The following is a 23,443-nucleotide window of genomic DNA, read 5'->3' on the forward strand; positions in this document are numbered from 1 at the left end:
CACATGACGCAAGACCACAAGCATCCCCTACACGTGCGATGTTCCTCCGATTGACCGCCCCGACGGTCGGTCGATCCCCGGTGTTCACCACCCGGTGGCCGGGAATCCTGCCGAGCCTACTGCACACGCCGGATCGGCACGGCGGACGAGGCACGCCCACGGACGCCACCCGGCGCCGCCGGCCCGCCGGCCAGCGGCGCACACCCATCCGGTACGGCAGACCGCAGGCGATCCGCAGCCGTCGATCCGACTCGTCGTGTGCGCGATCGAGTACTGAGCGCACCCGCCCGGCGTGGTCCGCTGGTGCCGCGCCGGCGCCAGCCCGCGCTCGGAACGGGGGAAGGGCACTCACATGTACAAGTTCGGTCTCGCGGTGCTGACGGTGGCCGCCATGGTCCTGGGAGCAGGGTCACCGGCCGCCGCCACCACGGCACTGACCAGGATCACCATCGACCGCCACACCAGCGAGCTGTACCCGTTCGAGCCGCCCGTCGGCGAGCCGGGAGTGACGTACCCGGCGGCAGCGGTCACCGCCACCGCCCGGAACTGCCCGGCCGGCATCGTCCTCATGTCGGCCTCGCTGGTGCAGGACGGCCTGCCGACCCTCTGGGCCACCGGGGGCCACGGCGCCGGCGAGATCCTCTGCGACGGCGGCACCGTCGAACTCGGGATGGCGTTCGCCCGGATCGCTCCGGCGCTGCACCCCGGCCGGGCCACCGCCCACTTCTCACTGCGCGGCTCGGACACCGGCGAGCAGTTCGCCGAAAGCACCAGGGCCGTCTGGATCCCCTGCTGACCTATGGAACGAGGCCCGTTCCCGACGTCGGGAACGGGCCTCGGAGCATGGGTCACACCTCGAGCAGCTCGGTTTCCTTGTGCTTCACCAGGTCGTCGATGCTGGCCACGTACCGCTGGGTCAGGTCGTCGAGTTCCTTCTCGGCGCGGCGACCGTCGTCCTCGCCGGCCTCGCCGTCCTTGACGATCCGGTCCAGCTCCTCCTTGCCACGGCGGCGGACGTTGCGGATCGCCACCTTGGCCTCCTCGCCCTTGTGCCGAGCCACCTTGATCATGTCGCGGCGGCGTTCCTCGGTCATCTGCGGGAGCAGGATGCGCAGCTGGTTGCCCTCGTTGTTCGGGTTGACCCCGAGGTCCGAGTCGCGGATCGCCTTCTCCATCGCGTTGATCTGCGAGTTGTCGTACGGCTTGATGATGGCCATCCGCGGCTCGGGAACCGCGATGGACGCCATCTGCGTCAGCGGCGTGGGCGTGCCGTAGTAGTCGATGATGACCTTGGAGAACATGGCGGCGTTGGCGCGACCGGTACGGATGGCGCCGAACTCCTCCTTGGCGTGCTCAACCGCACGCTCCATCTTCTCCTCGGCCTCGAGGAGGGTGTCGTCGATCACCGGTCTCCTCGCCTCCTTCTGTGCTCGTGGTGGGCTCTGCTGAAAGTCGTCAGACCGCTGTCGTCGTCGCCGGTCGGCGGGACTCAGGCGGTGATCAGGGTGCCGATCTTGTCGCCACCCACAGCGCGGATGATGGTGTCCTCACCCTGCGCGCCAAAGACCAGCATCGGCAGGCCGTTCTCCATGCAGAGGCTGAACGCCGCAGCGTCGGCCACCCGCAGGTTGCGGCGCAGCGCCTCGGAGAAGGTGATCGAGTCGAGCTTGCTGGCGGTGGGGTCGATCCGCGGGTCGGCGGTGTAGACGCCGTCCACGCCGTTCTTGCTCATCAGCACCACGTCGGCCCGGATCTCCAGCGCCCGCTGGGCGGCCACCGTGTCAGTGGAGAAGTACGGCATTCCGGCGCCGGCGCCGAAGATGACCACGCGGCCCTTCTCCAGGTGCCGGATGGCCCGCAGTGGGATGTACGGCTCGGCGACCTGGGCCATCGTGATGGCGCTCTGCACCCGGGTCTCGATGCCCTCCTTCTCCAGGAAGTCCTGGAGCGCGAGGCAGTTCATCACGGTGCCGAGCATGCCCATGTAGTCGGCGCGGGCCCGGTCCATCCCGCGCTTCTGCAGCTCCGCGCCGCGGAAGAAGTTGCCTCCGCCGACCACCACGGAGACCTGCACGCCGCGGCGGACCACTGTGGCGATCTGCCGGGCGATGGCCTGGACGACGTCCGGGTCGACGCCGATCGCGCCGCCACCGAAGACCTCACCGGAGAGCTTCAGCACCACCCGGCGGGCACGCCCCGGCGGCGGTGCCGTCGGATCGTCCAGCTCCAGCGTCCGGTCACTCACAACCTGCGTCATCCGCCCCGCCCTTCCCCACGCGCACGCCCCGTGCGGCGCGTACCGCGAACCTGCCGCTGCCGACCCTATGTGACGAGGAGGCCGCGGTGCCTGTCACGTACACCGGCGGCCTCCTCGTTGACGTCTTCTGCCCACGGGCGCGCGTGGCGCCCGGTGGCGGCTCAGGCCTGGCCGACCTCGAACCGCACGAAGCGGGTGACCTCGATGCCGGCCTCGGCCAGCAGCTGCTTCACCGACTTCTTGTTGTCAGAGACGGACGACTGCTCGATCAGGACGAAGTCCTTGAAGAAGGAGTTGACCCGACCCTCGATGATCTTCGGCAGAGCCGCCTCGGGCTTGTTCTCCTCGCGGGCGGTCTGCTCGGCGATGCGCCGCTCGGACTCGACGACCTCAGCCGGAACCTCGTCCCGGGTGAGGTACTTCGGCCGCATCGCGGCGATCTGCATTGCCACACCACGGGCGTCGGCGTCGCCGGCCTCGTCGGTCTTGCCGGTGTACGACACCAGCACACCAACCGCCGGCGGCAGGTCCTGGGCCTTGCGGTGCAGGTAGACGGCGGTGGTGCCCTCGACCCGGGCGAACCGGTTGAGGACCAGCTTCTCGCCGATCTTGGCGGACTGCTCCTGGATCAGGTCCGCGACGACCTTGCCGTCGAGCTCGGTGGCGAGCAGCTCCTCGGCGGAGTTCACGCCAGCGCGCTCACCGTGCTCGACCAGCTGCTGGCCCAGCGCGATGAACGACTCGGTCTTGGCGACGAAGTCGGTCTCGCAGTTGAGCTCGAGCAGCGCCTTGCCGGAGTGCGCGACCAGGCCGTTCGCGGCCGTACGGCCGGCCCGCTTGCCGACGTCCTTGGCGCCCTTGACGCGCAGGATCTCGACGGCCTTGTCGAAGTCGCCCTCGGCCTCGGTCAGCGCCTTCTTGCTGTCCATCATGCCGGCGCCGGTGAGGTCGCGGAGCTTCTTGACGTCCGCGGCGGTGATTTGGGACATGGCTCTCTCTTCGGTGTTGAGACGGCGTGTGGATGGTCAGAGGTGCCGGTTACCCGGATCCGGGCGGATCGTGCCCGGCGTACCGTCGCTGCCCGCCGTTCGCGAAAACGGACGGCAGGGCAGCGACGGTGCGATCACTCCGCGGTCGCGGCCGCCGGCTGCTCGGTGGCGGCCTGCGCCGGCTGCTCCGGGGTGGCGGGCTGCTCGGTGGCGGCAGCGGCGGGCTGCTCGGCCGGGGCGGCCGGAGTGGCCGGAGTGGCCGACTCGTCGGCCTTCTTCGGCTCAAGCAGCTCGCGCTCCCACTCGGTCAGCGGCTCGTCGCTCGCGACACCCTCGGGCTTCTCGTCGTTGCCCCGGCGACGGCCGGAACGCGCGATCAGACCATCCGCGACGGCGGCGGCGACGACCTTGGTCAGCAGCTCCGCCGACCGGATCGCGTCGTCGTTACCCGGGATCGGGAAGTCGACCTCGTCCGGGTCACAGTTGGTGTCCAGCACCGCGATCACCGGGATGCCCAGCTTGCGGGCCTCGTCGACGGCGATGTGCTCCTTCTTGGTGTCGACGATCCAGACCGCGGCGGGAAGCTTCTGCATGTCCCGCAGGCCACCGAGGGTGCGGGTCAGCTTGATCTTCTCGCGGGAGAGCTGCAGGGTCTCCTTCTTGGTGTAACCGGCGGCGGTGCCGCTGAGGTCACCCAGGCCCTCCAGCTCCTTCATCCGCTGGAGCCGCTTGTAAACGGTCTGGAAGTTGGTCAGCATGCCACCGAGCCAGCGGTGGTTGACGTACGGCTGGCCGACCCGGGTCGCCTGCTCGGCAATCGCCTCCTGGGCCTGCTTCTTGGTGCCGACGAACAGGATGCTGCCACCCTCGGCGACGGTCCCACGCACGAACTCGTACGCCTTCTCGATGTACTCGAGGGTCTGGCGCAGGTCGATGATGTAGATGCCGTTGCGCTCGGTCATGATGAAGCGCTTCATCTTCGGGTTCCAGCGCCGGGTCTGGTGCCCAAAGTGGACACCGCTCTCCAGCAGCTGACGCATGGTCACGACGGCCATGGTTGGGGTACTCCTCAAGGTCCCTGGTTGTCACGCCCGGCCGGTGGCCGGGCGTCCTGGCGCCTGGTCGCCGACCCATGGTGGACCCGATCAAGATCGGGACCAGGGAGGCCGTCGCTCCACGACGATTCGTGAAGAGGGCGCGCGAGGTCGACCGCACGAGGCGGTCGCCAGTTGGCCAGTGTACGCCCCTCACCCGTTCAGCCGCCCCGGGGTGCGCGTGGCGTGCTGCTCCGCCGCTCGCTCGCGGGCGTTGCTTGCTCGCGGGCGTTGTCGGGAAGATCGCGCTGGTTCGTGGAAATAGTGGCCTCCGCGTCGCCGGAGGCCACTATTTCCTGGTTGTTGTCCGAATCATCAGCGCGCACCCGGCCGCTGGCGGGCCGGTCGGGTCAGCCGGCGGCGAGCGCGGCGGTCACGAAGAGCACCAGGCCGACGGTCAGGTAGGCCGTCGGTGGGCGCAGCCAGCCCCGACCGTTGTCGGCGAGCGCCAGACCTCCGGTTCGGAGCCCGTACAGCCCGGTCGCGAAGATCGGCAGTCCGGCGACCAGGGCGATACCCGTCACCACGTTCCCGGCGTCCACCGGGTCGCCGGTCACACCCGCCAGCAGCACCCGCAACGCGGGAACCTCGAAGACCAACGCCAACAGAGCGAAGAGTACGGCCAGCACCGGTCGGCGGGTCCGATAGACGCCGTCGGCGGCCGGCGGATACACCGGCGGCTCACCTGTGGGCAGGTCGGGGCGCGGGCCGATCCCGGGCATCGGGCCGGTAGGCATCTCCAGCGGGTGCGGCGTGTCGCCGCCACCCCGGGTGGGCTCGATGATCGGATACCCGGCGAGCGGAGCGGGACGAGCCTGGTCAGCGAGCATGCCGGCCGACTCTGTCGCCGCGCTGTCGCGGGTGGTGTCAGGTGCCGCGCTGGTCACCGGAGATCCCGCAGTGGTCGTCTCGCGGGCGGCCCGGCGTCCGGGCAGCTCACCAGAGGTCTCCGAGGGGTCCCGGTCCGCCCGCCTCGATCGGGTGGCCCGGTAACCGTCCACCTCCGGCCGGGCGGCACCCAACGGGTCGACAGCGCCGAAACGCCCCGAATCAGCCTCGCTCGCCCCGAACCGACCGGTCTGATCGTCCAGGACGCCGAAGCGACCGGAGTCCGGCTCCGGCGCACCGAAACGGCCCACGTCCACCGCGCTCAGACGACCCGAATCCGACTCCGGCGTACCGAAACGGCTCGCGTCGACGGCGCCGAAGCGTCCCGAGTCCGGCTCGCGGCGGCGGCCGACTCCGGTGTCCTCGACGGAGCGGCCGTCTTCCGCGCCACGCTGCTCGGGGATCTCACCGTCCCGGTACCGCGCTTCGCCCGCGCCACGCCACTCCGACTCGCCGTAACCGCGACCCCGCTCGTCGGGGTACCAGCGCGGCTCCTGATCTTCCGGAAAACTCCGTCGTCCGTCCACGTCAGGCACCGTATGCGACCGGCCACGCCCGCGCCATTTCAGCCCGGCCGGCCGCGCCGCCGATCGTCCGGGACAGCGCGGACACGAGTCGCGCTGTAGCACAGCGCCGGCATGATCATCCGACTGTCCACAGCACCCCCGTTGTCCACAGCCGGGCCCCCGCCGGGTCGCGGCGGTCACCCTCCGGCGGGCACCGTGCCGGCCATGACGAAGCGGAACCAGGCGGTTGGCGCGTACGGCGAGCAGTGTGCGGCCCGGCACCTGACCGAGGCGGGGCTGCGCCCTATCGCCCGAAACTGGCGCTGCCCGGCCGGGGAGATCGACATCATCGCGTGGGACGGGCCCGTGCTCGCCTTCTGCGAGGTGAAGACCCGACGGGGTGAGGCCTTCGGCACCCCGGCCGAGGCGGTGGTGCCGGCCAAGGCCCGCCGTCTGCGAGGGCTCGCCGCGCGGTGGCTGACCGAGACCGGCACGACCGCTGAGGAGGTGCGCTTCGACGTGCTGTCGGTGCGGCTGCCCGACGCCGGTCCGGCGCAGGTCGACCACCTCAAGGGCGCGTTCTGACATGCGTACCCGGAGGATTGGTGACGCGCCGTGAGCTACGCGAAGGTGCTCTGCGTGGGGCTGGTCGGGGTGACCGGCCACCTCGTCGAGGTGGAGGCCGACCTGGCCGCCGGCCTGCCGGCGGTGGTGATCTCCGGCCTGCCGGACACCGCCCTGCACGAGGCCCGCGACCGGGTCCGCGCCGCAGTGGTCAACTCCGGCCAGCGCTGGCCCAACCGGCGGATCACCCTCAACCTGCTGCCCGCCACGCTGCCGAAGTTCGGGTCGGCCTTCGATCTGGCCATCGCCGCGGCGCTGCTGGGTGGCTCAGGTGAGTTGCCGCTGCTCCCCCTGGAGGGGGTGGTGGTCCTCGGCGAGCTGGGGCTCGACGGGACGGTCCGGCCGGTGCGCGGCGTACTCCCGATGGTCGCCGCCGCAGCCCAGGCCGGCGTCGCTCGGGTGATCGTCCCGGTCGGCAACGCCGCCGAGGCCGCCGTCATCCCGGGGGTACGGGTGCGAGCGGTGGACACCCTGCACCGGCTCGTCGCCTTCGTTCGGGACGGGACCCCGCTCATCGAACCACCGGCGGACATCCCGGAGCCGCCGGCCGGTGGCCCGGATCTCGCCGACGTCGCCGGCCAGCAACTGGGTCGGCGCGCCCTGGAGGTCGCCGCGGCCGGCGGGCACCACGTGGCGCTGCTCGGCCCGCCGGGCGCCGGCAAGACGATGCTCGCCGAACGACTGCCGTCGATCCTGCCCGAGCTTGACGACGACGCGGCGCTGGAGGTCACCGCGCTGCACTCGGTCGCCGGGCTGCTGCCGCCGGGTGGTCGGCTGCTGCGTCGCCCGCCGTTCCAGGCGCCGCACCACACCGCGACAGTGCCGTCGCTGGTCGGGGGCGGCTCGGGGCTGGCCCGACCCGGCGCGGTGTCGCTGGCGCATCGCGGGGTGCTCTTCCTGGATGAGGCTCCTGAGTTCAGCAAGGGCGCGCTGGAGGCGCTGCGCCAGCCGCTGGAGCACGGCCGCATCCAGCTCAGCCGCAGCGGGGGCGGCACCGTGTACCCGGCCCGGACCCAGTTGGTCCTGGCGGCCAACCCGTGTCCGTGCGCGAAACCGGCTGGCGACGCGCACTGCGAGTGTTCGCCGCTGGTGCGCCGCCGCTACCTGGGAAGGCTCTCCGGGCCACTGCTCGACCGGATCGACGTCCAGGTGCGGCTGATGCCGGTGCGGGCGGCCGAGCTGATGGCGACCGACGGCGATGTCGAGCCCTCGGCGACTGTCGCCGCCCGGGTGGCTGCGGCCCGGCAGGCAGCCGCCGCCCGCTGGGCCGACCTCGGTCGACGGCTCAACGCCGAGGTGGAAGGTCCCCACCTGCGCCGACCGCCGTGGCGGCTGCCGGCCCGGGTCACCGTGGAGTTGCGTGGCCGGCTCGACTCCGGCTCGCTGTCGGCGCGCGGCTTCGACCGGGTGATCCGGATGGCCTGGACCATCGCTGATCTGGACGGTCGCGACCGACCTGACCAGGACGACGTCCGGGAAGCGCTTCAACTACGGACGGGGGAGGCGGCGTGAGCGCCGAGGAGGAACGAAGGCTGGCCCGGGTCGCCCTGACCTGGTTGGCGGAGCCGGGCACGCGCGCTGTGCATCACCTTGTCGAACGACACGGTCCGGTGGAGACCCTGGCTCTGCTGCTCGACGGCGGCAGTCCGGACGGCTGGCTGCACACCACTGTCGCCGCACGCTCGGCGTCCGGCGACGCGCGGGCGGTGGCCGCGGAGGCGCTGGAGCGGGCGGACCGACTGGGTGCTCGACTGGTCACGCCGGACGACGAGGAGTGGCCGGCCCAGGTCGCCAGCCTGGCCGCGATGCGGCTGCCGGACGTCAGCCGCCGGGTGGACTGTGAGACCGCCCCGCCGCTCTGCTTCTGGGTACGCGGGAGCTGGCCGCTCGGCGAGGCTCTGGACCGTTCGGTGGCAGTGGTCGGGGCGCGGGCGGCCACCGGCTATGGGCAGCACGTCGCGACCGAGTTGGGGTACGGCTTGGCGGAACGGGACTGGACTGTCGTGTCCGGTGGCGCGTTCGGCATCGACGCCGCCGCCCACCGGGGCGCACTCACCGCTGGCGGTCTGACCGTCGCGGTGCTCGCCTGCGGGCTCGACCGTCCGTACCCGATGGGCAACGCCGCGCTCTTCGACCGGATCGCCGAGACGGGGCTGCTGCTCAGCGAGTGGCCGCCCGGAGCCGAGCCGCTGCGGCCCCGGTTCCTGATCCGCAACCGGGTGATCGCCGCAGGCACCCGGGGCACCGTCGTGGTGGAGGCGTCGGCGCGCAGTGGCGCGACGCAGACCGCGCGGCGAGCCATCCACGCCAGTCGGGTGGCCATGGTGGTGCCAGGGCCGGTGACCTCGGCGATGTCCGTCGGCGCGCACGAGTTCCTGCGCGAGCAGTCCAAGGCCCGACTGGTCACCGGGGTCGCGCACGTGCTGGAGGAGGTAGGTCGGATCGGCGTGGACCTGGCCCCGCTGGCACGTGGACCGCAGCGGGCCACCGACGCGCTGGACGACGACGCGCTGTCGCTGCTGGAGGCGCTGCCCCGCCGAGGCGCGATGGGAGTGGACCGGCTCTCCGCGCGCGCCGGCGTCGACGTCCGGACCGCGTTGCGCAAGCTGTCACTGCTGGAGGAGCTGTCCATGGTGGTCCGTCGCGACGACGGCTACGCCCTCGTCGCGCCAGCCAAACAGAAGCGTGCGGTGGCGGAGACGTCCGGTCGACCTGTTGCCTGAGCGGATGCGTCACCGCCGCCCGGCCGAGGTGGTCGTCCGGGATGCCGGTGCCCTCTCGCGGTCGGGATCCCGGCCAGCCGATACTGCCGGTACCGTGCCCGGTCATGGGTGCAATCAAGCCGTGGCACATCAGCGTGCTCTGCTGTCTCGTCGTGACCGCCGTGCTCGTTGTCGGCCTGGTCGTGTTCCTGATCAAGAAGAACAACCGCCGGTAGTCGCGGGTGGACACCGGCGCCGTCGTGTCCGGTGGCGGAGGCGGACCGGCCGTAGGCTGGTGCCGTGTCAGCCGTCAGTGAGGGTGCCGGGGCCGAGGAACCGGCCTGCACGTCGGCGCGACCACGATGAGCCGACCGGACCGGGGCACCCGGGCCATGCACCAGGCGCTCCCGCCAGCGTTGCGCGACGCTGTCGACGACTTCGCCGAACACCTGTCCCGGGTCCGTAACCGCTCGGCGCACACCGTCCGCGCGTACGTCACCGATCTGGTCTCGCTACTCGACCACGCCGTCCGAATGGGCTGCGTCGACCTCGCCGAGCTGGACCTGTCGGTGCTGCGCAGTTGGCTGGCACGGCAGCGCACCACGGGTGCGGCCCGCACGTCGTTGGCCCGGCGGGCCGCGTCGGCGCGGGCATTCAGCGCCTGGGCACACCGGGCCGGACTGCTCCCCGCCGACGTGGGCGCCGCGCTGGCCAGCCCTCGCGCGCACCGGGACCTGCCCAGCGTGCTGCGCGCCGACCAGGCCGCCGCTCTGGTCGAGGCACCGTCCCGGCAGGCGCCGCCCACCAACCCGCCACCGCACACTGACGCAACCCGCACGGACGACGCAACCCGCACGAACCCGCCACGCACGGACGCCGAAGCCGCGCCGACGTCGGACGCAGCGGAAGGGGCCGAGGCGGTGCCGCTACGGGACCGGGTGCTGCTGGAGCTGCTCTACGCCACCGGCGTACGGGTCAGCGAGGCGTGTGGGTTGGACGTCGGGGATGTCGACCACGGCCGGCGGGTGATCCGGGTGTTCGGCAAGGGCGGGCGGGAGCGTTCGGTGCCGTACGGGGTGCCCGCCCAGCGGGCGTTGGACGACTGGCTGCGCCGGGGCCGCCCGGTGATGGTGGGCGCCCGCTCCGGCGACGCGCTGCTGCTGGGTGCCCGGGGTGGTCGGCTCAACCCGACGACCGCACGTCAGATTGTCGGTGCGTACGCAGAGGCCGCCGGGCTCCCCCGGACCAGCCCGCACGATCTGCGCCACTCCGCGGCCACCCACCTCCTGGAGGGTGGCGCGGACCTTCGCGCCGTGCAGGAACTGCTCGGCCACTCGTCGCTGGCGAGCACACAGATCTACACCCACGTCTCGGTCGAGCGGCTGCGTACCGCCTACCGGCAGGCGCACCCGCGCGCCTGATCAAGGGCCGGAGGGCGTGCGAGCGTGGCGGTTACGATCATCAAGTGAGCGTCCCGAATCCTCCTGAGCCGATCCCGGGCGCCCGCCTGCTCTTCTCCCTGGACCCGGCGGTCAGCCACCTCAACCATGGCTCGTTCGGCGCGGTGCCGATCGGCGTGCAGCGCGCCCAGCAGCGGCTGCGCGACGAGATGGAGGCGAACCCGCTGCGCTTCTTCACCCAGGGGCTGGTGGACAGGATCGCGCACACCCGCCGGCACCTCGCAGCGTTCCTGGGCGCCGACCCGGACGGCAGCGCCCTGGTGGGCAACACCACCACCGGCGTCGCCGTGGTGCTCCAGTCGGTTGGTCTGAAGGCCGGCGACGAGGTGCTGAGCACCGACCACGGGTACGGGGCGGTGAGCCTGGCGATTCAGCGCGAGTGCCGCCGCACCGGCGCTGTCAGCCGGGTCCTGCCGATCCCCCTGGCCGCCACCGACGAGCAGATCGTGCAGAGCATCCGCGCCGGCCTGCGCCCCGGGCGGACCCGGCTGCTCGTCGTCGACCAGCTCACCTCGGCCACCGCGAAGCTCTTCCCGGTGGCCGCCGTCGTCGGGGTGGCCCGCGAACACGGCGTGCCGGTCCTGGTGGACGCCGCGCACGCCCCGGGCATGCTGCCCACGGCGGTGGCCAGCGTCGGCGCGGACTTCTGGGTGGGCAACCTGCACAAGTGGGCGTTCGCACCGCGTGGGACCGCCCTGCTGGCGGTGGCGCCGCAGTGGCGGGACCGGATCGAGCCGCTGGTGGTGTCGTGGGAGCAGGAGTCGGGTTTCCCGGCCCGGCTGGAGTGGCAGGCGACGCTCGACTACACGCCCTGGCTGGCCGCCCCGGCCGGCCTGTTCACGATGCGCAGTCTCGGCGTCGACCGGGTGCGGGCGCACAACGCCGCGCTCGCCGCGTACGGCCAGCGGGTGGTGGGGGACGCCCTGGGGGTGGCCCACGCCGACCTGCCGGAGCCCGGCGGGCCGGGGGTGGCGCTGCGCCTCATCCCCCTGCCGCCCGGCACGGGCACCAGGATCGACGCGGCGCGGGCGTTGCAGGCGCGGATCGGTGAGCGGCTCGCCGCCGAGGTGGCGGTGATGAGCTGGAACGGCCGGGGGTGGCTTCGGCTCACCGGCCAGGTCTACAACGCCGCCGACGAGTACGAACGGCTGGCCGCACGGCTGCCGGCACTTCTCGCCCAGCGCTGACCGCACGGCCGGGAGCGGACACCGCGACCGGACCGACCGGAAGCAGCCGAACCTGGCCGAGGCCGAGCAGGGCCAGCGGGTCGAGGTATTCCTCGCCCCGGCGCAGGCCCCAGTGCAGGCACGCCTCGGCCGGGCACCCCGGATGCCCGGGCAGCAGCTCGCCCAGCGGCGCGCCGGCGGTGACCGGCTGGCCGGGGCGTACGGCGGGTTGGACCGGCTCGTGGGTGGTCCGCAGCCCGTCGGCGTGCCCCACGGTGACCACCGGTCGACCGGCCACCAGACCGGCGAAGAGCACGGTGCCCGGCCCGGCGCTGCGGACCACCGCTCCGGCGGGAGCGGCCAGGTCGACGCCGCGATGGCCGGGCAGCCACTGTCGCGGCGGCGGGTCGAACCGGCGCACCGGACGAGGCGGCCCGTCGACAGGCCAGCGGAACCGCCCGGCGGGCGCTGGGTCGACGACCGGCACGGCCAGGGCCGCTACCGGCACGGTCGGGGTCGGTGGTTGACCGGGCACCGCCGCTACCAGCACCGCCAGCCCGCAGAGCTGGACGGTCAGTGCGAGCGGGATCGCGGCGCAGAGCAGCACCGTGCGGCGGATCGAACGGGCGGATGGCTGTCGCATGACGGCAGCCTCCGGCCGACGCTGGGTCGTCAGCCAGCCCGGCCGACGAGGCTGTGGACAACCGGAGGCGCTGTGGACGACCACCCGACGCCCTCGATGATCTGCTATGCCCGGACGCTGAGCCGACACCTGACAGACCAGGTCACCACCACTGTTCGTTGGACCCGGTCTCGTAGTCGCACTCCTCGACGTGCTCCCACTCCTGCCCGGTCGCTTTCTGGTAGGCGTTGGACGGGACGTCAAGAATCGATTCCGCGTGGGCGGCCTCGTCGGTGGTGAAGCGCGCGAACGCCGCCGGATCGGCCAGCACGGCGGGCCCGCTGACCTCACGCCGGCCGTACCTCCGGTGCCGTTTCCGGGCCGCCACCGAGGGCCTAGGCTGGGCCGCGTACGGCGGGTGCCGCCGTCTGTGCCGGGGAGGCCGCATGACCACTCTCGATGACCGGACGTCGTCCCCCACCGGGCCGACTGTGACCGAGGTGAGCGGCCCGTCCCGGCTCGCGGAGCCGGACGAGACGATCAGCGCCGAGGAGTTGCAGCTCGCGGCCCGCAACCACGGCATCCCGTTGGAGGCGCTGCGCTACGACGTCACCCCGGCCGGGCTGCACTACCTGCTGATCCACTACGACATCCCGGAGCTCGACCCGGCGACGCACACGTTGACCATCGGAGGTGCGGTGGACAGTCCGTTGACGGTCACCCTCGCCGACCTGCGCGAACGGCCTCGCGTCACCCGGCAGGTGACAGTGGAGTGCGCCGGCAACGGGCGGGCCCTGCTGCACCCCCGGCCGGTCAGCCAGCCCTGGCTGGTCGAGGCGGTCGGCAACGCTGAGTGGACGGGCACTCCCCTCGCTCCGCTGCTGCGGGAGGCGGGCGTCGGCCCGGACGCGGTGGACGTGGTCTTCACCGGCGCCGATCACGGTGTGGAGCGCGGGATCGAGCAGGACTACCAGCGGGCGCTTCCGGTCGCCGACGCGCTGCGCGACGAGGTGCTGCTGGCGTACGAGATGAACGGCGCTCCCCTGCTGCCGCAGCACGGGGCGCCGCTGCGGCTGATCGTGCCGGGCTGGTACGGCATGGCGCACGTGAAGTGGGTCCACTCGATCGAGCTGCGGACCGAGCCGTTCGAGGGGTACCAGAACGTGGTGGCCTACCGGTTACGCCGGGACGCGGACGACCCGGGCGTGCCGGTCACCCGGATCGAGCCACGGGCGCTGGTCCGTCCACCCGGGTTCCCCGACTTCATGTCCCGCCGTCGGGTGCTGCGACAGGGCCCGTGCACGCTGGATGGTCGGGCCTGGTCGGGGCACGCCCCGGTGGTCGCCGTGGAGGTGACCACCGACGGTGGGCAGAGCTGGGCGCCGGCCGTGCTGGACCCGGCGGACGCGGGGGACTTCGCCTGGCGGCGCTGGCGGCACGAGTGGGTCGCCACCCCCGGCCGGTACGTGCTCGGCGCGCGGGCGACCGACGCATCCGGGCGGACCCAGCCGGTCGAGCAACAGTGGAACCGTGGCGGCTTCGCCAACAACATGGTGCAGCGGGTCGAGGTGGTGGTGCCGGCCGAGTGATCGGCGGCGGGTGTCACGCCACGGGTGGGGGGCCCGTGGCACGGCCCGGCGGCTCGGGTGCGCTCAGCCGCCGAAGCCGGAGTCGGCGGGCAGTGAGATGTCGGGCTTCTCCAGCTCCTCGACGTTGACGTCCTTGAAGGTCATCACCCGGACGTTCTTCACGAAGCGGGCAGGACGGTACATGTCCCACACCCAGGCGTCGTGCATCTCGACCTCGAAGTAGACCTCGCCGTCGGAGTTACGCACGTGCAGGTCGACCTGGTTGGCCAGGTAGAACCGACGCTCCGTCTCCACCACGTAGGAGAATTGGCGGACAATGTCGCGGTACTCCCGGTAGAGCTGCAGCTCCATCTCGGTCTCGTACTTCTCGAGATCTTCCGCGCTCATCGCACTCCGCCTTCCATGGCCACATCTTCCCCCACCGGCGTCGGAGGCCGAGGCTGCTCGCCCAACGCCACGCCGACGGTACCCCCTGACGCCCAGGAGCGCTCCATCGGCTCATCCGGGCCGTGGCCGCCGGGCCGTCGGGCGCGCGGCGGCCGGCCGTCGCGGCCGGAGACCGCGGCGACATTGACGTACGAGAACCGGTGCTCGCGGCACGGCCCGTGCTCCCGCAGCGCCGCCGAGTGCTCCGGGGTGATGTAGCCCTTGTGCTCGGCGAAGCCGTACGCCGGGAACACCCCGTCCAGCTCCACCATGAGGCGATCCCGGGTGACCTTGGCCAGCACACTGGCCGCCGCCACACACGCGGCCACCCGGTCGCCCTTCCACACCGCCAACCCGGGCACACCCAGGCCGTCCACGCCGAACCCGTCGGTCAGCACGTACTCCGGGCGGGTGGTGAGCGAGGCGAGCGCCCGGCGCATCGCGGCCAGGTTGCACACGTGCAGACCCCGGGCGTCGACCTCCTCGGCCGGGATGACCACCACGGCGTACGCGAGCGCGGTGTCCACGACCTCCGCGTACACCCGTTCCCGGCTGGCCGGGGTGAGCAGCTTCGAGTCGGCCAGCCCTTCGATCTCGCCGCGCCGCCCCTCGGGCAGCACCGCCGCGGCGGCGACCAGCGGACCGGCACACGCCCCGCGGCCCGCCTCGTCGGCCCCGGCGACGTGCCGGAAGCCACGCCGCTGCAACGCCCGCTCCAGGGCGTACAGGCCGGCCTCGCGACGCACCACGGTGCGCGGCGGGGTCAGCACGACGCCTCGCCCTGGCCGGCGGTGGTCGACAGCCCCAGCCGGGTCAGCAGGGCGGGCAGGTCGGGCGGGTAGAACCGGTCACCGCTGGCGGCCAGCTCGTCCGGAACCCACCAGCGGTGGTCGGCGATGCTGCGTCGCTCGATGTCGTTGAAGCCCGTGGTGTCCACCTGCCAGGAGTCCACCCGGAAGCTGAAGAAATCCTGCTCCTGGCGGTACCAGATGCCGTCGAAGGAGAAGTCGGTCGCGTCGGACCAGACCGGCTCGCCCAACTGGGCCGGGTCGAGTCGCAGACCGGTCTCCTCGGCCAACTCCCGGGCGGCGCCCGCTGCCGGCGCCTCCCCCGGATCGAGCCCACCGCCGGGGGTGAACCAGTAGCGGTGCCCGGGTCGGGTCGGGTCGAAGCCCTTGAACAGCAGGACCCGGCCGGCCGCGTCGACGAGCAGCACGCGGGCCGCGCGTCGAGGGGTGTAGACGGTCACCGCACCAGCCTGCCAGACCGACTGCAGATCGCCCACGCCCCGTCGGCCTACGGCTTGGGAATGCCGTCGAAGCCGTCAGGCACCGTCAGCCAGGTGGCCCGGTTGAACGGCCAGAAGACGGTGAACGCCCGCCCGACCACGTCGTCCTCGGGGATGGTGGCCTCGGTGATGTTCTGCTGGGACTGCTGCCAGTGCTCCAGTGAGTCGCCGGAGGCGGAGCGGTGGTCGCCCATCACCCACAGCCGGCCCTTCGGCACGGTGATGTCGAACTCCTGGTCGGCGGGCTTGTCGCGAATCCCGTCCATGGAGAAGATGTACGGCTCGTCCAGCGACTTGCCGTTGATCATCAGCCGTTCCTCGGGATCGCAGCAGACCACGTGGTCGCCGGGGACGCCGATCACCCGCTTGATGAAGTCCTCACCGTCGGGGTTGCCGCTCCACGCGGTCGGTGCCTTGAACACGATCACCTCGCCGCGGTGCGGTGACCGGAAGTCGTAGACCAGCTTGTTGACCAGCACCCGGTCATCGATCTTGAGAGTGTTTTCCATGGACGGGGAGGGGATGAAGAAGGTCTGCAGCACGAAGGCGCGGACCAGCACCGCGACCAGGATCGCCACACCCAGCAGGATCGGCAGCTCCTTCCAGAAGGAACTGCGCGGCTTGTCGGTCTGCTCGTCAATCACGCCAAGGAGCCTACGTTGCCCGGCTGGACGGCACCGTCCGGAACGCGCGGGAACCGCGTAGTGCGACTGCCAACGGAAGCATCAGCAGCGCACCGCCCTGCGGAGTCGGTCGCGCCGGAGTCGCACCGGGGGACGCCGTGGCCGGCCCGGAGACATCCTCGAACGTGGACGGCACCGACAGCGCGCTCCATCGCGACGACGGCCAGACCACCATGAAGGCCCGGCCGACCACGTTGTCGATCGGCACCGGCCCCTGGCAACGCGCGTCCTGGGAGACCTCACGGTGGTCACCCATCACGAAGATCTGACCGGGTGGCACGACGATCTCGTCGAAGCGCCGGGAGCGACACTCCGCCGGGTTGGGTGGCAGGTCCAGGGGTGAGTCCCGCAGGACGTACGACTCGTTGAGCGGGATGCCGTTGACTGTCACCCGGCCCTGACTGTCGCAGCACCTGACCCGGTCACCTGGGAGACCGATCACCCGTTTGATGAAGTCCTTCTCACCGGGGCGGCTCACCCCGACCAGGTCGCCGACGGTGCGGGCGAGCCGGCCGCCGACACCGGGCTTCGGCTGCTCGTCGACTTGTGGCGCCCAGCGGTCGGTGCCCCGGAAGACCACCACCTCGCCGCGCAGCGGGTCACGAACGTCGTAGACGACCTTGTTGACCAGCACCCGGTCACCGACGAGGAGGGTGTCCTCCATCGAGCCGGACGGAATGAAGAACGCCTGGAGCAGGAAGGTGCGGATCAGCACCGCGAGGCAGAAAGCGACCACCAGCAGCAGCGGCAGCTCCTGCCAGAGAGGCATCTGCCGGCGGGTGCGGCGAGCCCGTCGGCGCCACGGATCGACGGTGCCGTCCTCGTCAAGCGTCTGCACCACGCCACTCCCCGGTCCGCAGAAAACACCACCGCCCGGGAGCCTCGTCGAGGCTCCACGGGCGGTAGTGGACAACTGCCCGCCACCTGGGCGGGCCCGCCGCCTCGCTGCGCCCGTACCGACCAGGGTAGTGCGCTCTGGTCGTTACGGCATACGCGCAGCTCGGGCGGCGTGGCGAGCGGGAAGTCAGCTGGGCTGCTTCTCCCGCTTCTCCTTGATCTTGGCCTTCTTGCCGCGCAGCTCGCGCAGGTAGTAGAGCTTGGCGCGACGCACGGCACCGCGGGTCACGACCTCGATCCGGTCGATGCCCGGGCCGTTGATCGGGTAGGTCCGCTCGACCCCGACACCGAAGCTGACCTTGCGGACCGAGAAGGTCTCGCGCAGACCGTCACCCTGGCGGCGGATCACGACGCCCTGGAAGATCTGGACACGGGACCGGGCGCCCTCGACAACGCGGGCGTGCACCTTGACGGTGTCACCGGCCCGGAAGTCGGGAAGGTCGGTCCGCTTCGACTGGGCGTCAAGGGCGTCCAGGATATTCATCGCTGTGTCCTCGTAAGGCTCACGGCGCACCGTCACTCGGTGCGCGGGTGGGTGATTCTGATCCCCGGGTGGTGATCGGCGGACCGACCCCGGTCGGGGATCCTCGCAGCCGACCGCGGGCGCGGACGGATGCGGCAACCCCCCTACTTTGCCACATCCCCCGGTGGAGGTTGAAATCCGGCCTGGTCCAGGGCCGCGATGTCCCGTTTGTCGAGCCGATCGGCAGGCAGCGCGGCCAGCAGGTCCGGCCGGCGGGCGGCAGTTCGCAGCAGGCCCTCCTCGCGCCGCCAGCGGGCGATCTTGCCGTGGTCACCGGAGCGGAGCACCTCCGGCACGTCGTGCCCACGCCAACTCGGCGGCTTGGTGTAGATCGGCGCCTCCAGCAGCCCGTGCGCGTGCGACTCCTCGTCCAGCGAGCCCGCGTTGCCCAGCACCCCGGGCAGCAGCCGGGTGACCGCCTCCAGCATCACCAGGACCGCGACCTCGCCGCCGAAGAGCACGTAGTCACCGAGCGACACCTCGGTGACCGGCATCCGGGTGGCGGCGTGCGCCAGGACCCGCTGGTCGATCCCCTCGTAGCGGCCGCAGGCGAAGAGCAGATGCGACTCGGCCGCCAACTCGTACGCCATGGCCTGGGTGAAGGGGGCACCGGCCGGCGACGGCACCAGCAGCCTTGGCGGCGGGGCGTCGACCGGCGCGAGGGCGTCCAGTGCCTCACCCCACGGCTCGGGGCGCATCACCATTCCCGGCCCGCCACCGTAGGGGGTGTCGTCGACAGTGCGGTGCACGTCGTGGGTCCAGGTCCGCAGGTCGTGCACGGCGAGCTGGAGTACGCCGTTGGCCCGCGCCCGTCCGATCAGCGACAGGTCGAGCGGGGCGAAGTACTCCGGAAAGATCGACACGACGTCGACGCGCATGCGGGCTGGTCCTAAAGGTCGAGCAGTCCGGCTGGCGGGTCGACGATCACACGTCCACCGGCCAGGTCGACCTCCGGAACGATCGCCCGGACGAACGGGATCAACGCGGTACGCCCCTCGGGGCGCCGCAGCACCAGCAGGTCGGACGAGGGCGCGTGGTCGATGCGGGCGACCTCGCCCAGGCGTTCGCCGGCCGGGGTCACCACGGCCAACCCGACCAGCTGATGGTCGTGGAACTCCTCCGGGTCGTCCGGTGGGGTCACGTCGGCGCTGTCCACCACGAGCAGGGTCCCGCGCAACGCCTCAGCGGTGTTGCGGTCCGGGATGCCCTCGAACGCGATCAGCACCCGACCCTGGTGGAAGCGAGATTCCTCGATGGTCAGCTCCGCGGGAACCCGGAACGGCACCCCGGGCTCATCGCTGGCTGGCGGGGGTGTCGCCCCCGGCTCAGTGCGCAGCACGGTGCTGCGCGGGGATGCAGGCGGGGGTGTCGCCCCCGGCTCAGTGCGCAGCACTGTGCCGGGGGCGAACCGTGCCTCGGGCTCGTCGGTCCGCACTTCGACGGTGACCTCACCACGGACACCGTGCGGCTTGCCGATCCTGCCGACGACGAGCTGCATCAGTACGAGTCGACGATGTCGACGCGAACCCCGCGCCCGCCGATGGAGCCGATCACCTGGCGCAGCGCCTTGGCGGTCCGGCCGGACCGCCCGATCACAGTGCCGAGGTCCTCGGGGTGCACGCGGACTTCGAGCCGCTTGCCCCGACGGGAATCGACCAGCCGCACCCGGACGTCGTCCGGGTGGTCGACGATGCCCTTGACCAGGTGCTCCAACGCCGGACGCAGTGGCATGTCAGGCCTGCTCACCGGCGTCGGCAGCGGCCGGAGCCTCGGTCTTCGGAGCCTCGGCAGCCGGCGCCTCGGTCTTCGGAGCCTCGGCGGCCGGCGCCTCGGTCTTCGGAGCCTCGGCGGCCGGCGCCTCGGTCTTCGGAGCCTCGGCGGCCGGCGCCTCGGTCTTCGGAGCCTCGGCGGCCTTGGCGGCCTTCTTGGCCGGCTTGGCCGGGGTCTCCGGGGCGAGCCCGGCGGCGGCCTTCGCCTCAGCCTCGTACGCCGCCTTGCGGTCGGCCCGCTCGGGGGCGACCAGGAGCGGCGGCGGGGCCGGCAGGCCCTTGTACTTCTGCCAGTCACCGGTCAGCTCCAGCAGCCGCTGCACCGCCTCGCTCGGCTGAGCGCCGACGGAAAGCCAGTACTGGACCCGCTCCGACTTGACCTCGATGATCGAGGGGTCTTCCTTGGGCTGGTAAATCCCGACGAACTCGATCGCCCGGCCGTCGCGCTTGGTGCGCGAGTCGGCGATGACGATGCGGTACTGCGGGTTGCGGATCTTGCCCATCCGCAGGAGCCGGATCTTTACGGCCACAGTTGTTTCGCTCCTGTTGCGATCTCACCGGCCCAGGCGGGCGGTGTGCATGGGTGAGCGCCGACCGGACCCGTGGGGTTGGGCCGGAGACTACTCGGTGGACTGGCGACGTGCCCGGGTTAGAGGGCGCCGGACGCGCGCCGGATACCAGCGACCTATTCTGCCAGATCCGATGCCGATCTCGCGCATCGGACCCGTACACCCGTTGTCGGTGACCTGGAACACCGTTCAGCGAACCGGCGGGCGATCCCACCCCGGCGGCATTTTGTCCGGTATGCCCCATTCTGGCGGGGGTGTGAAGTCACACCAGGTGCCGTCGAACGGGAACTCGCCGGCCTCGGCGAGCGCGATCACCCGCTCCCCCTCGGCGCGGACCGCCTTCTCGTCGGTCACCCAGTAGTCGGCGCCGAAGGCGAGCCGCTCGACGAACTCGCCCTCGTCCTTCCACTCCCAGCTGCGGTCCGGCCACACCACCACGTCCAGGTCCTGGTCCACCACGTCGACACCGGCCACCGGGCCGTCGTCCCAGCGGACACCGGGCTCCTCAAGGTTGACGTACCAGTGGGCGAACCGACCCTGGGCGTCGGAGAACCACCAGACGGAGTGCGCCGCCCCGGTGGGCAGGAACTTCAACAGCGGCGGGCCGTTCCAGCGCCCCTCCGCCAACCGGTACGTCGACGAGATCCACTCGGCGAACGGCATCGCCCGCATCCCCAGCCCGGCCTCGGTCACCTCGTGGGCCACCGGCGAGTCCCGGGCGATCCAGACCAGCAACCCTCGATCGTCGTCGCTGACCACGCGGGCCGGCCGGACCCACCCGATCCGGCCGTGCCGCACGTTCCGATGCATGATCAGCCGACCCGGCTCGAACCGGTCGACGGGGTTACCCGGCCACACCTCAGTAGGCGCGGGCGAGGATGGCGACCAGATCCGGCTCGTCCTCCGAGTCCGGTACCGAACCGTCGGCGCGCAGCAGGCAGCGCACCGTGACGCCCTGACCGTTCGCCTCCGCCTCACCGGCCACACCGACCGCCGACCACGGCACCCGCGCCCAGCCGGTCGCGGCGGCCTCGATCGCCTCGGCCAGGGTGGCCACCTCCACGGTGCGCGACTCGCGGTTGGCCAGCGCCTGGTCGTGCAGCACCTGCTGGTCGGTCTCCAGGGCGGCCAGCACCGCGGTGACCACGTCCGCCACCGGGGTCGGGGTCTTCGAACCGTCGGTCCGACGCACCACAGTCGCGTTGCCCACGGCCAGGTCACGGGGGCCGACCTCGACGCGTACCGGATAGCCGCGCAGCTCGGCGTCGACGGCCCGGCGGCCGAACGGGGTGTCGGTCCGGTCGTCGAGCGCGACCCGGACACCGGCGTCGCGCAGGCCGTCGCGCAGCTTGGCCGCCGCCTCGCCGACGCCGTCGCCGTCCTTGACGATCATGACGTACGCCTGGATCGGCGCGAGCCTCGGCGGCACGCGCAGACCGTTGTCGTCGCCGTGCGCCATGATCAGGCCGCCGAGCATCCGGGTGGACGTGCCCCAGGAGGTGGTCCAGGCGTGCTCCCGGCCGCCCTCCTTGGAGGAGTAGCTGATGTCGAACGCCTTGGAGAAGTTCTGGCCCAGCTCGTGGCTGGTGCCCAGCTGCAACGCCTTGCCGTCGCCCATCATGCCTTCGCAGGTGTACGTGGCCGTCGCCCCGGCGAAGCGCTCGCGCGTCGTCTTCAGGCCGACCACCACCGGAATGCCGATCACGTTGACCATCAGGTCCTCGTACGCCTCGTGCAGGATCCGCCGCGCGTACGCCCGGGCGTCCTCACGGGTGGCGTGCGCGGTGTGTCCCTCCTGCCAGAGGAACTCGCTGGTACGCAGGAAGATCCGCGGACGCAGCTCCCACCGGACCACGTTCGCCCACTGGTTGAGCAGCAGCGGCAGGTCCCGGTACGAGTCGATCCACTTGGCCATGAACTCGCCGATGACCGTCTCGCTGGTCGGACGCACCACCACCGGCTCGGCCAGGGGCTTGCCACCACCGTGGGTGACGACCGCCAGCTCCGGCGAGAAGCCCTCGACGTGCTGCGCCTCGCGCTTGAGGTAGCTCTCCGGGATGAACAGCGGGAAGTACGCGTTCTCCGCACCCGCCGCCTTGATCCGAGCGTCCATCTCAGCCTGCATACGCTCCCAGATGGCGTAGCCGGCCGGTCGGATGACCATGGTGCCGCGAACCGGGCCGTTGTCGGCCAGCTTCGCCTTGGCGATCAGGTCCTGGTACCAGCGGGGAAAATCCTCCGCACGGGGAGTGAGCACGCGTGCCATGACCGCACATCCTATGCGCCGCTCGTCGGGGCGGTGCGCTCGGGCGCGGCATCGTTGGCCTCTGCCGTCACTACCTACCGCGATCCGCACGCCGGAGCGGCTCCCACCCCCGAACGTCGGCGGTCGGCGGCGCCGTTCCGACGAGCGCACCGACCTGAGGCCCTCGATCTGGCACACCTGACCGCGAGCCGGGTGCGCCGGGGGGCCCGACACCGGCAGCAGACCCCGCCCGATCACCGGCCGGTCCGGCCGACACGCCGGCCTACACTTCGACCACCATGATTGAGCAGAGGGACCCCACCCCGCTACGGACCGGCATCGTCGACGCCGCCCGCGCGCTGACCGTCGCGACCGGATGGGACGGCGTCCGGATGGGTGCCGTCGCGAACACCGCCGGGGTGAGCCGACAGACCGTCTACAACGAGTTCGGCAGCAAGGCAGGGCTGGCCGAGGCGCTCGCCCGCGCCGAGGTGGACAGGTTCGTCGGCGCCGTCCGGGCCGCTCTGCTCGCCCACGGCACCGACGTACGGGCCGGCGCGTACGCGGCTATCGCGCACACCCTCACCACGGCGGCGGAAAACCCGCTGATCAAGGCGATCCTCACCAGCGCCCGGGGCGGCTCGGACGAGTTGCTGCCGTACCTCACCACCCGGGCCGAGGTGGTGCTCACCGAAGCGTCCGGCGCATTGATCAACTGGGCCGGCGACCACCTGCCCGGAGCGGACCACGACGCGCTGGCCTTCGCCGCCGACGCCATCGTCCGCCTGGTGGTCAGCCACATCGTGCTCCCCCGTGAGCCGATCGAGCAGACCGCCACGGCCCTCGCCGACCTTGCCGTACACCTCTTCAGCGCCGCCGCCCGCCCAGCCCTTTGACCCCGCGCACCGCCCGCCCAGTGGCCGAAGCCGCACACCCGCCCGCGCCCCCGCCGCATCCCCGCCGCATCCCCGCCGTGCGCCCGCCGCACCCCCGCTGCGCCCCCGCCGCGCGCGCCGTGCGCCGCCGTACCCCTGCACCCCTGACCTCGCACCTCGCACCTCGCACCCCGCACCCCGCACCCCGCACCCCGCACCCCGCACCCCGCACCCCGCACCCCGCACCAAGATCCGAGCAATATCCGGGATG

At 71.9% G+C, this 23,443-nt stretch carries 27 protein-coding genes; 8 read left to right on the top strand and 19 right to left on the bottom strand.

Annotated features, from left to right (window positions below; all coding sequences use genetic code 11):
• The first annotated feature begins 352 nt into the window (after positions 1 to 352).
• The gene (locus AB0K35_RS31675) at positions 353 to 796 is read left to right on the top strand and encodes a hypothetical protein (RefSeq protein WP_238671703.1); all 444 of its coding nucleotides are present in this window, start codon (positions 353 to 355) and stop codon (positions 794 to 796) included.
• A 52-nt stretch (positions 797 to 848) separates the two neighbouring features.
• Here the strand turns inward: AB0K35_RS31675 and frr are convergent, their stop codons facing one another.
• The 5 genes from frr to AB0K35_RS31700 all read right to left on the bottom strand — a co-directional run bounded on the left by frr (position 849) and on the right by AB0K35_RS31700 (position 5,755).
• The gene (gene frr, locus AB0K35_RS31680; protein ID WP_088946658.1) at positions 849 to 1,406 is read right to left on the bottom strand and encodes a ribosome recycling factor; all 558 of its coding nucleotides are present in this window, start codon (positions 1,404 to 1,406) and stop codon (positions 849 to 851) included.
• 83 nt (positions 1,407 to 1,489) lie between these two features.
• Positions 1,490 to 2,257 carry a UMP kinase gene (gene pyrH, locus AB0K35_RS31685; RefSeq protein ID WP_238671702.1) on the bottom strand — a complete coding sequence of 256 codons (768 nt, stop codon included), beginning with the start codon at positions 2,255 to 2,257 and terminating at the stop codon, positions 1,490 to 1,492.
• A 161-nt stretch (positions 2,258 to 2,418) separates the two neighbouring features.
• Complete coding sequence (tsf, locus tag AB0K35_RS31690; protein ID WP_112588474.1) at positions 2,419 to 3,246, bottom strand: translation elongation factor Ts; 828 nt, start codon at positions 3,244 to 3,246, stop codon at positions 2,419 to 2,421.
• A gap of 134 nt (positions 3,247 to 3,380) precedes the next feature.
• A complete protein-coding gene (gene rpsB / locus AB0K35_RS31695; RefSeq protein WP_363890073.1) occupies positions 3,381 to 4,301 on the bottom strand; it encodes a 30S ribosomal protein S2 in 921 nt (306 codons plus the stop codon).
• A gap of 389 nt (positions 4,302 to 4,690) precedes the next feature.
• A complete protein-coding gene (locus tag AB0K35_RS31700) occupies positions 4,691 to 5,755 on the bottom strand; it encodes a hypothetical protein (RefSeq protein ID WP_363890076.1) in 1,065 nt (354 codons plus the stop codon).
• A gap of 204 nt (positions 5,756 to 5,959) precedes the next feature.
• Here AB0K35_RS31700 and AB0K35_RS31705 point away from each other — a divergent pair, with 204 nt between their 5' ends.
• From AB0K35_RS31705 to AB0K35_RS31725, 5 genes are all read left to right on the top strand, one after another.
• On the top strand, positions 5,960 to 6,319 hold the full coding sequence (locus AB0K35_RS31705) for a YraN family protein (protein ID WP_238671699.1): 360 nt from the start codon (positions 5,960 to 5,962) through the stop codon (positions 6,317 to 6,319).
• A gap of 30 nt (positions 6,320 to 6,349) precedes the next feature.
• Complete coding sequence (locus AB0K35_RS31710) at positions 6,350 to 7,870, top strand: YifB family Mg chelatase-like AAA ATPase (RefSeq protein WP_238671698.1); 1,521 nt, start codon at positions 6,350 to 6,352, stop codon at positions 7,868 to 7,870.
• A complete protein-coding gene (gene dprA / locus AB0K35_RS31715; protein ID WP_363890081.1) occupies positions 7,867 to 9,081 on the top strand; it encodes a DNA-processing protein DprA in 1,215 nt (404 codons plus the stop codon). Before AB0K35_RS31710 ends, dprA begins: the two co-directional genes overlap by 4 nt.
• A gap of 341 nt (positions 9,082 to 9,422) precedes the next feature.
• Entirely contained in the window at positions 9,423 to 10,481 is a 1,059-nt protein-coding gene (locus AB0K35_RS31720; RefSeq protein WP_238671696.1) for a tyrosine recombinase XerC, read from the top strand.
• Positions 10,482 to 10,525: 44 nt separating this feature from the next.
• Positions 10,526 to 11,707 carry an aminotransferase class V-fold PLP-dependent enzyme gene (locus AB0K35_RS31725; protein ID WP_238671695.1) on the top strand — a complete coding sequence of 394 codons (1,182 nt, stop codon included), beginning with the start codon at positions 10,526 to 10,528 and terminating at the stop codon, positions 11,705 to 11,707.
• Here the strand turns inward: AB0K35_RS31725 and AB0K35_RS31730 are convergent.
• Both AB0K35_RS31730 and AB0K35_RS31735 read right to left on the bottom strand, forming a co-directional pair.
• Positions 11,628 to 12,329 carry a M23 family metallopeptidase gene (locus AB0K35_RS31730; protein WP_238671694.1) on the bottom strand — a complete coding sequence of 234 codons (702 nt, stop codon included), beginning with the start codon at positions 12,327 to 12,329 and terminating at the stop codon, positions 11,628 to 11,630. The genes AB0K35_RS31725 and AB0K35_RS31730 overlap by 80 nt on opposite strands.
• A gap of 142 nt (positions 12,330 to 12,471) precedes the next feature.
• The gene (locus AB0K35_RS31735) at positions 12,472 to 12,696 is read right to left on the bottom strand and encodes a hypothetical protein (protein WP_363890085.1); all 225 of its coding nucleotides are present in this window, start codon (positions 12,694 to 12,696) and stop codon (positions 12,472 to 12,474) included.
• A 58-nt stretch (positions 12,697 to 12,754) separates the two neighbouring features.
• On the opposite strand from AB0K35_RS31735, the gene AB0K35_RS31740 reads away from it, so the two are divergent.
• Positions 12,755 to 13,897, top strand: a complete 1,143-nt coding sequence (locus AB0K35_RS31740) for a sulfite oxidase (RefSeq protein ID WP_363890088.1) — start codon at positions 12,755 to 12,757, stop codon at positions 13,895 to 13,897.
• 63 nt (positions 13,898 to 13,960) lie between these two features.
• On the opposite strand, the gene AB0K35_RS31745 is transcribed toward AB0K35_RS31740, so the two are convergent.
• The 12 genes from AB0K35_RS31745 to proS all read right to left on the bottom strand — a co-directional run bounded on the left by AB0K35_RS31745 (position 13,961) and on the right by proS (position 22,318).
• Positions 13,961 to 14,284: a DUF2469 domain-containing protein gene (locus AB0K35_RS31745; RefSeq protein WP_007075222.1), complete on the bottom strand. Its 324-nt coding sequence runs from the start codon at positions 14,282 to 14,284 to the stop codon at positions 13,961 to 13,963.
• Positions 14,281 to 15,093, bottom strand: a complete 813-nt coding sequence (locus AB0K35_RS31750) for a ribonuclease HII (RefSeq protein WP_238671691.1) — start codon at positions 15,091 to 15,093, stop codon at positions 14,281 to 14,283. Before AB0K35_RS31750 ends, AB0K35_RS31745 begins: the two co-directional genes overlap by 4 nt.
• A complete protein-coding gene (locus tag AB0K35_RS31755) occupies positions 15,087 to 15,572 on the bottom strand; it encodes an NUDIX domain-containing protein (protein ID WP_363890204.1) in 486 nt (161 codons plus the stop codon). Before AB0K35_RS31755 ends, AB0K35_RS31750 begins: the two co-directional genes overlap by 7 nt.
• 47 nt (positions 15,573 to 15,619) lie before the next feature.
• Positions 15,620 to 16,255: a signal peptidase I gene (lepB, locus tag AB0K35_RS31760; protein WP_238671690.1), complete on the bottom strand. Its 636-nt coding sequence runs from the start codon at positions 16,253 to 16,255 to the stop codon at positions 15,620 to 15,622.
• A gap of 10 nt (positions 16,256 to 16,265) precedes the next feature.
• Positions 16,266 to 17,135, bottom strand: coding sequence for a signal peptidase I (lepB, locus tag AB0K35_RS31765; RefSeq protein ID WP_238671689.1), 870 nt, complete (start codon positions 17,133 to 17,135; stop codon positions 16,266 to 16,268).
• A gap of 183 nt (positions 17,136 to 17,318) precedes the next feature.
• Positions 17,319 to 17,675, bottom strand: a complete 357-nt coding sequence (gene rplS / locus AB0K35_RS31770; protein ID WP_238671688.1) for a 50S ribosomal protein L19 — start codon at positions 17,673 to 17,675, stop codon at positions 17,319 to 17,321.
• A 143-nt stretch (positions 17,676 to 17,818) separates the two neighbouring features.
• Complete coding sequence (gene trmD, locus AB0K35_RS31775) at positions 17,819 to 18,592, bottom strand: tRNA (guanosine(37)-N1)-methyltransferase TrmD (protein WP_124817732.1); 774 nt, start codon at positions 18,590 to 18,592, stop codon at positions 17,819 to 17,821.
• A gap of 11 nt (positions 18,593 to 18,603) precedes the next feature.
• Positions 18,604 to 19,212 carry a ribosome maturation factor RimM gene (gene rimM / locus AB0K35_RS31780; RefSeq protein WP_363890093.1) on the bottom strand — a complete coding sequence of 203 codons (609 nt, stop codon included), beginning with the start codon at positions 19,210 to 19,212 and terminating at the stop codon, positions 18,604 to 18,606.
• A complete protein-coding gene (locus tag AB0K35_RS31785; RefSeq protein ID WP_186718042.1) occupies positions 19,212 to 19,472 on the bottom strand; it encodes an RNA-binding protein in 261 nt (86 codons plus the stop codon). The genes rimM and AB0K35_RS31785 overlap by 1 nt, the downstream gene beginning before the upstream one ends.
• Positions 19,447 to 20,013, bottom strand: coding sequence for a 30S ribosomal protein S16 (gene rpsP / locus AB0K35_RS31790; protein ID WP_363890096.1), 567 nt, complete (start codon positions 20,011 to 20,013; stop codon positions 19,447 to 19,449). Before rpsP ends, AB0K35_RS31785 begins: the two co-directional genes overlap by 26 nt.
• Positions 20,014 to 20,241: 228 nt before the next feature.
• Positions 20,242 to 20,862 (bottom strand): DUF402 domain-containing protein, encoded by a 621-nt coding sequence (locus tag AB0K35_RS31795; protein WP_238671685.1) that lies wholly within the window; start codon positions 20,860 to 20,862, stop codon positions 20,242 to 20,244.
• A 49-nt stretch (positions 20,863 to 20,911) separates the two neighbouring features.
• On the bottom strand, positions 20,912 to 22,318 hold the full coding sequence (gene proS / locus AB0K35_RS31800) for a proline--tRNA ligase (protein ID WP_363890100.1): 1,407 nt from the start codon (positions 22,316 to 22,318) through the stop codon (positions 20,912 to 20,914).
• Positions 22,319 to 22,596: 278 nt separating this feature from the next.
• On the opposite strand from proS, the gene AB0K35_RS31805 reads away from it, so the two are divergent.
• On the top strand, positions 22,597 to 23,193 hold the full coding sequence (locus tag AB0K35_RS31805; RefSeq protein WP_363890106.1) for a TetR family transcriptional regulator: 597 nt from the start codon (positions 22,597 to 22,599) through the stop codon (positions 23,191 to 23,193).
• Positions 23,194 to 23,443: the final 250 nt, after the last annotated feature.

Source organism: Micromonospora sp. NPDC053740 (genome assembly GCF_040677775.1).
Taxonomy (GTDB): domain Bacteria; phylum Actinomycetota; class Actinomycetes; order Mycobacteriales; family Micromonosporaceae; genus Micromonospora; species Micromonospora alfalfae.

Bases quoted from the DNA above. Each gene is read 5' to 3' on its own strand.
- AB0K35_RS31720 (WP_238671696.1), top strand. From the start codon at position 9,423: ATGAGCCGACCGGACCGGGGCACCCGGGCCATGCACCAGGCGCTCCCG.
- rpsB (WP_363890073.1), bottom strand. From the start codon at position 4,301: ATGGCCGTCGTGACCATGCGTCAGCTGCTGGAGAGCGGTGTCCACTTT.
- AB0K35_RS31675 (WP_238671703.1), top strand. From the start codon at position 353: ATGTACAAGTTCGGTCTCGCGGTGCTGACGGTGGCCGCCATGGTCCTG.
- AB0K35_RS31745 (WP_007075222.1), bottom strand. From the start codon at position 14,284: ATGAGCGCGGAAGATCTCGAGAAGTACGAGACCGAGATGGAGCTGCAG.
- rimM (WP_363890093.1), bottom strand. From the start codon at position 19,212: ATGCAGCTCGTCGTCGGCAGGATCGGCAAGCCGCACGGTGTCCGTGGT.
- trmD (WP_124817732.1), bottom strand. From the start codon at position 18,592: ATGCGCGTCGACGTCGTGTCGATCTTTCCGGAGTACTTCGCCCCGCTC.
- pyrH (WP_238671702.1), bottom strand. From the start codon at position 2,257: ATGACGCAGGTTGTGAGTGACCGGACGCTGGAGCTGGACGATCCGACG.
- proS (WP_363890100.1), bottom strand. From the start codon at position 22,318: ATGGCACGCGTGCTCACTCCCCGTGCGGAGGATTTTCCCCGCTGGTAC.
- rplS (WP_238671688.1), bottom strand. From the start codon at position 17,675: ATGAATATCCTGGACGCCCTTGACGCCCAGTCGAAGCGGACCGACCTT.
- AB0K35_RS31805 (WP_363890106.1), top strand. From the start codon at position 22,597: ATGATTGAGCAGAGGGACCCCACCCCGCTACGGACCGGCATCGTCGAC.
- AB0K35_RS31730 (WP_238671694.1), bottom strand. From the start codon at position 12,329: ATGCGACAGCCATCCGCCCGTTCGATCCGCCGCACGGTGCTGCTCTGC.
- AB0K35_RS31740 (WP_363890088.1), top strand. From the start codon at position 12,755: ATGACCACTCTCGATGACCGGACGTCGTCCCCCACCGGGCCGACTGTG.
- AB0K35_RS31795 (WP_238671685.1), bottom strand. From the start codon at position 20,862: ATGCATCGGAACGTGCGGCACGGCCGGATCGGGTGGGTCCGGCCGGCC.
- tsf (WP_112588474.1), bottom strand. From the start codon at position 3,246: ATGTCCCAAATCACCGCCGCGGACGTCAAGAAGCTCCGCGACCTCACC.
- AB0K35_RS31705 (WP_238671699.1), top strand. From the start codon at position 5,960: ATGACGAAGCGGAACCAGGCGGTTGGCGCGTACGGCGAGCAGTGTGCG.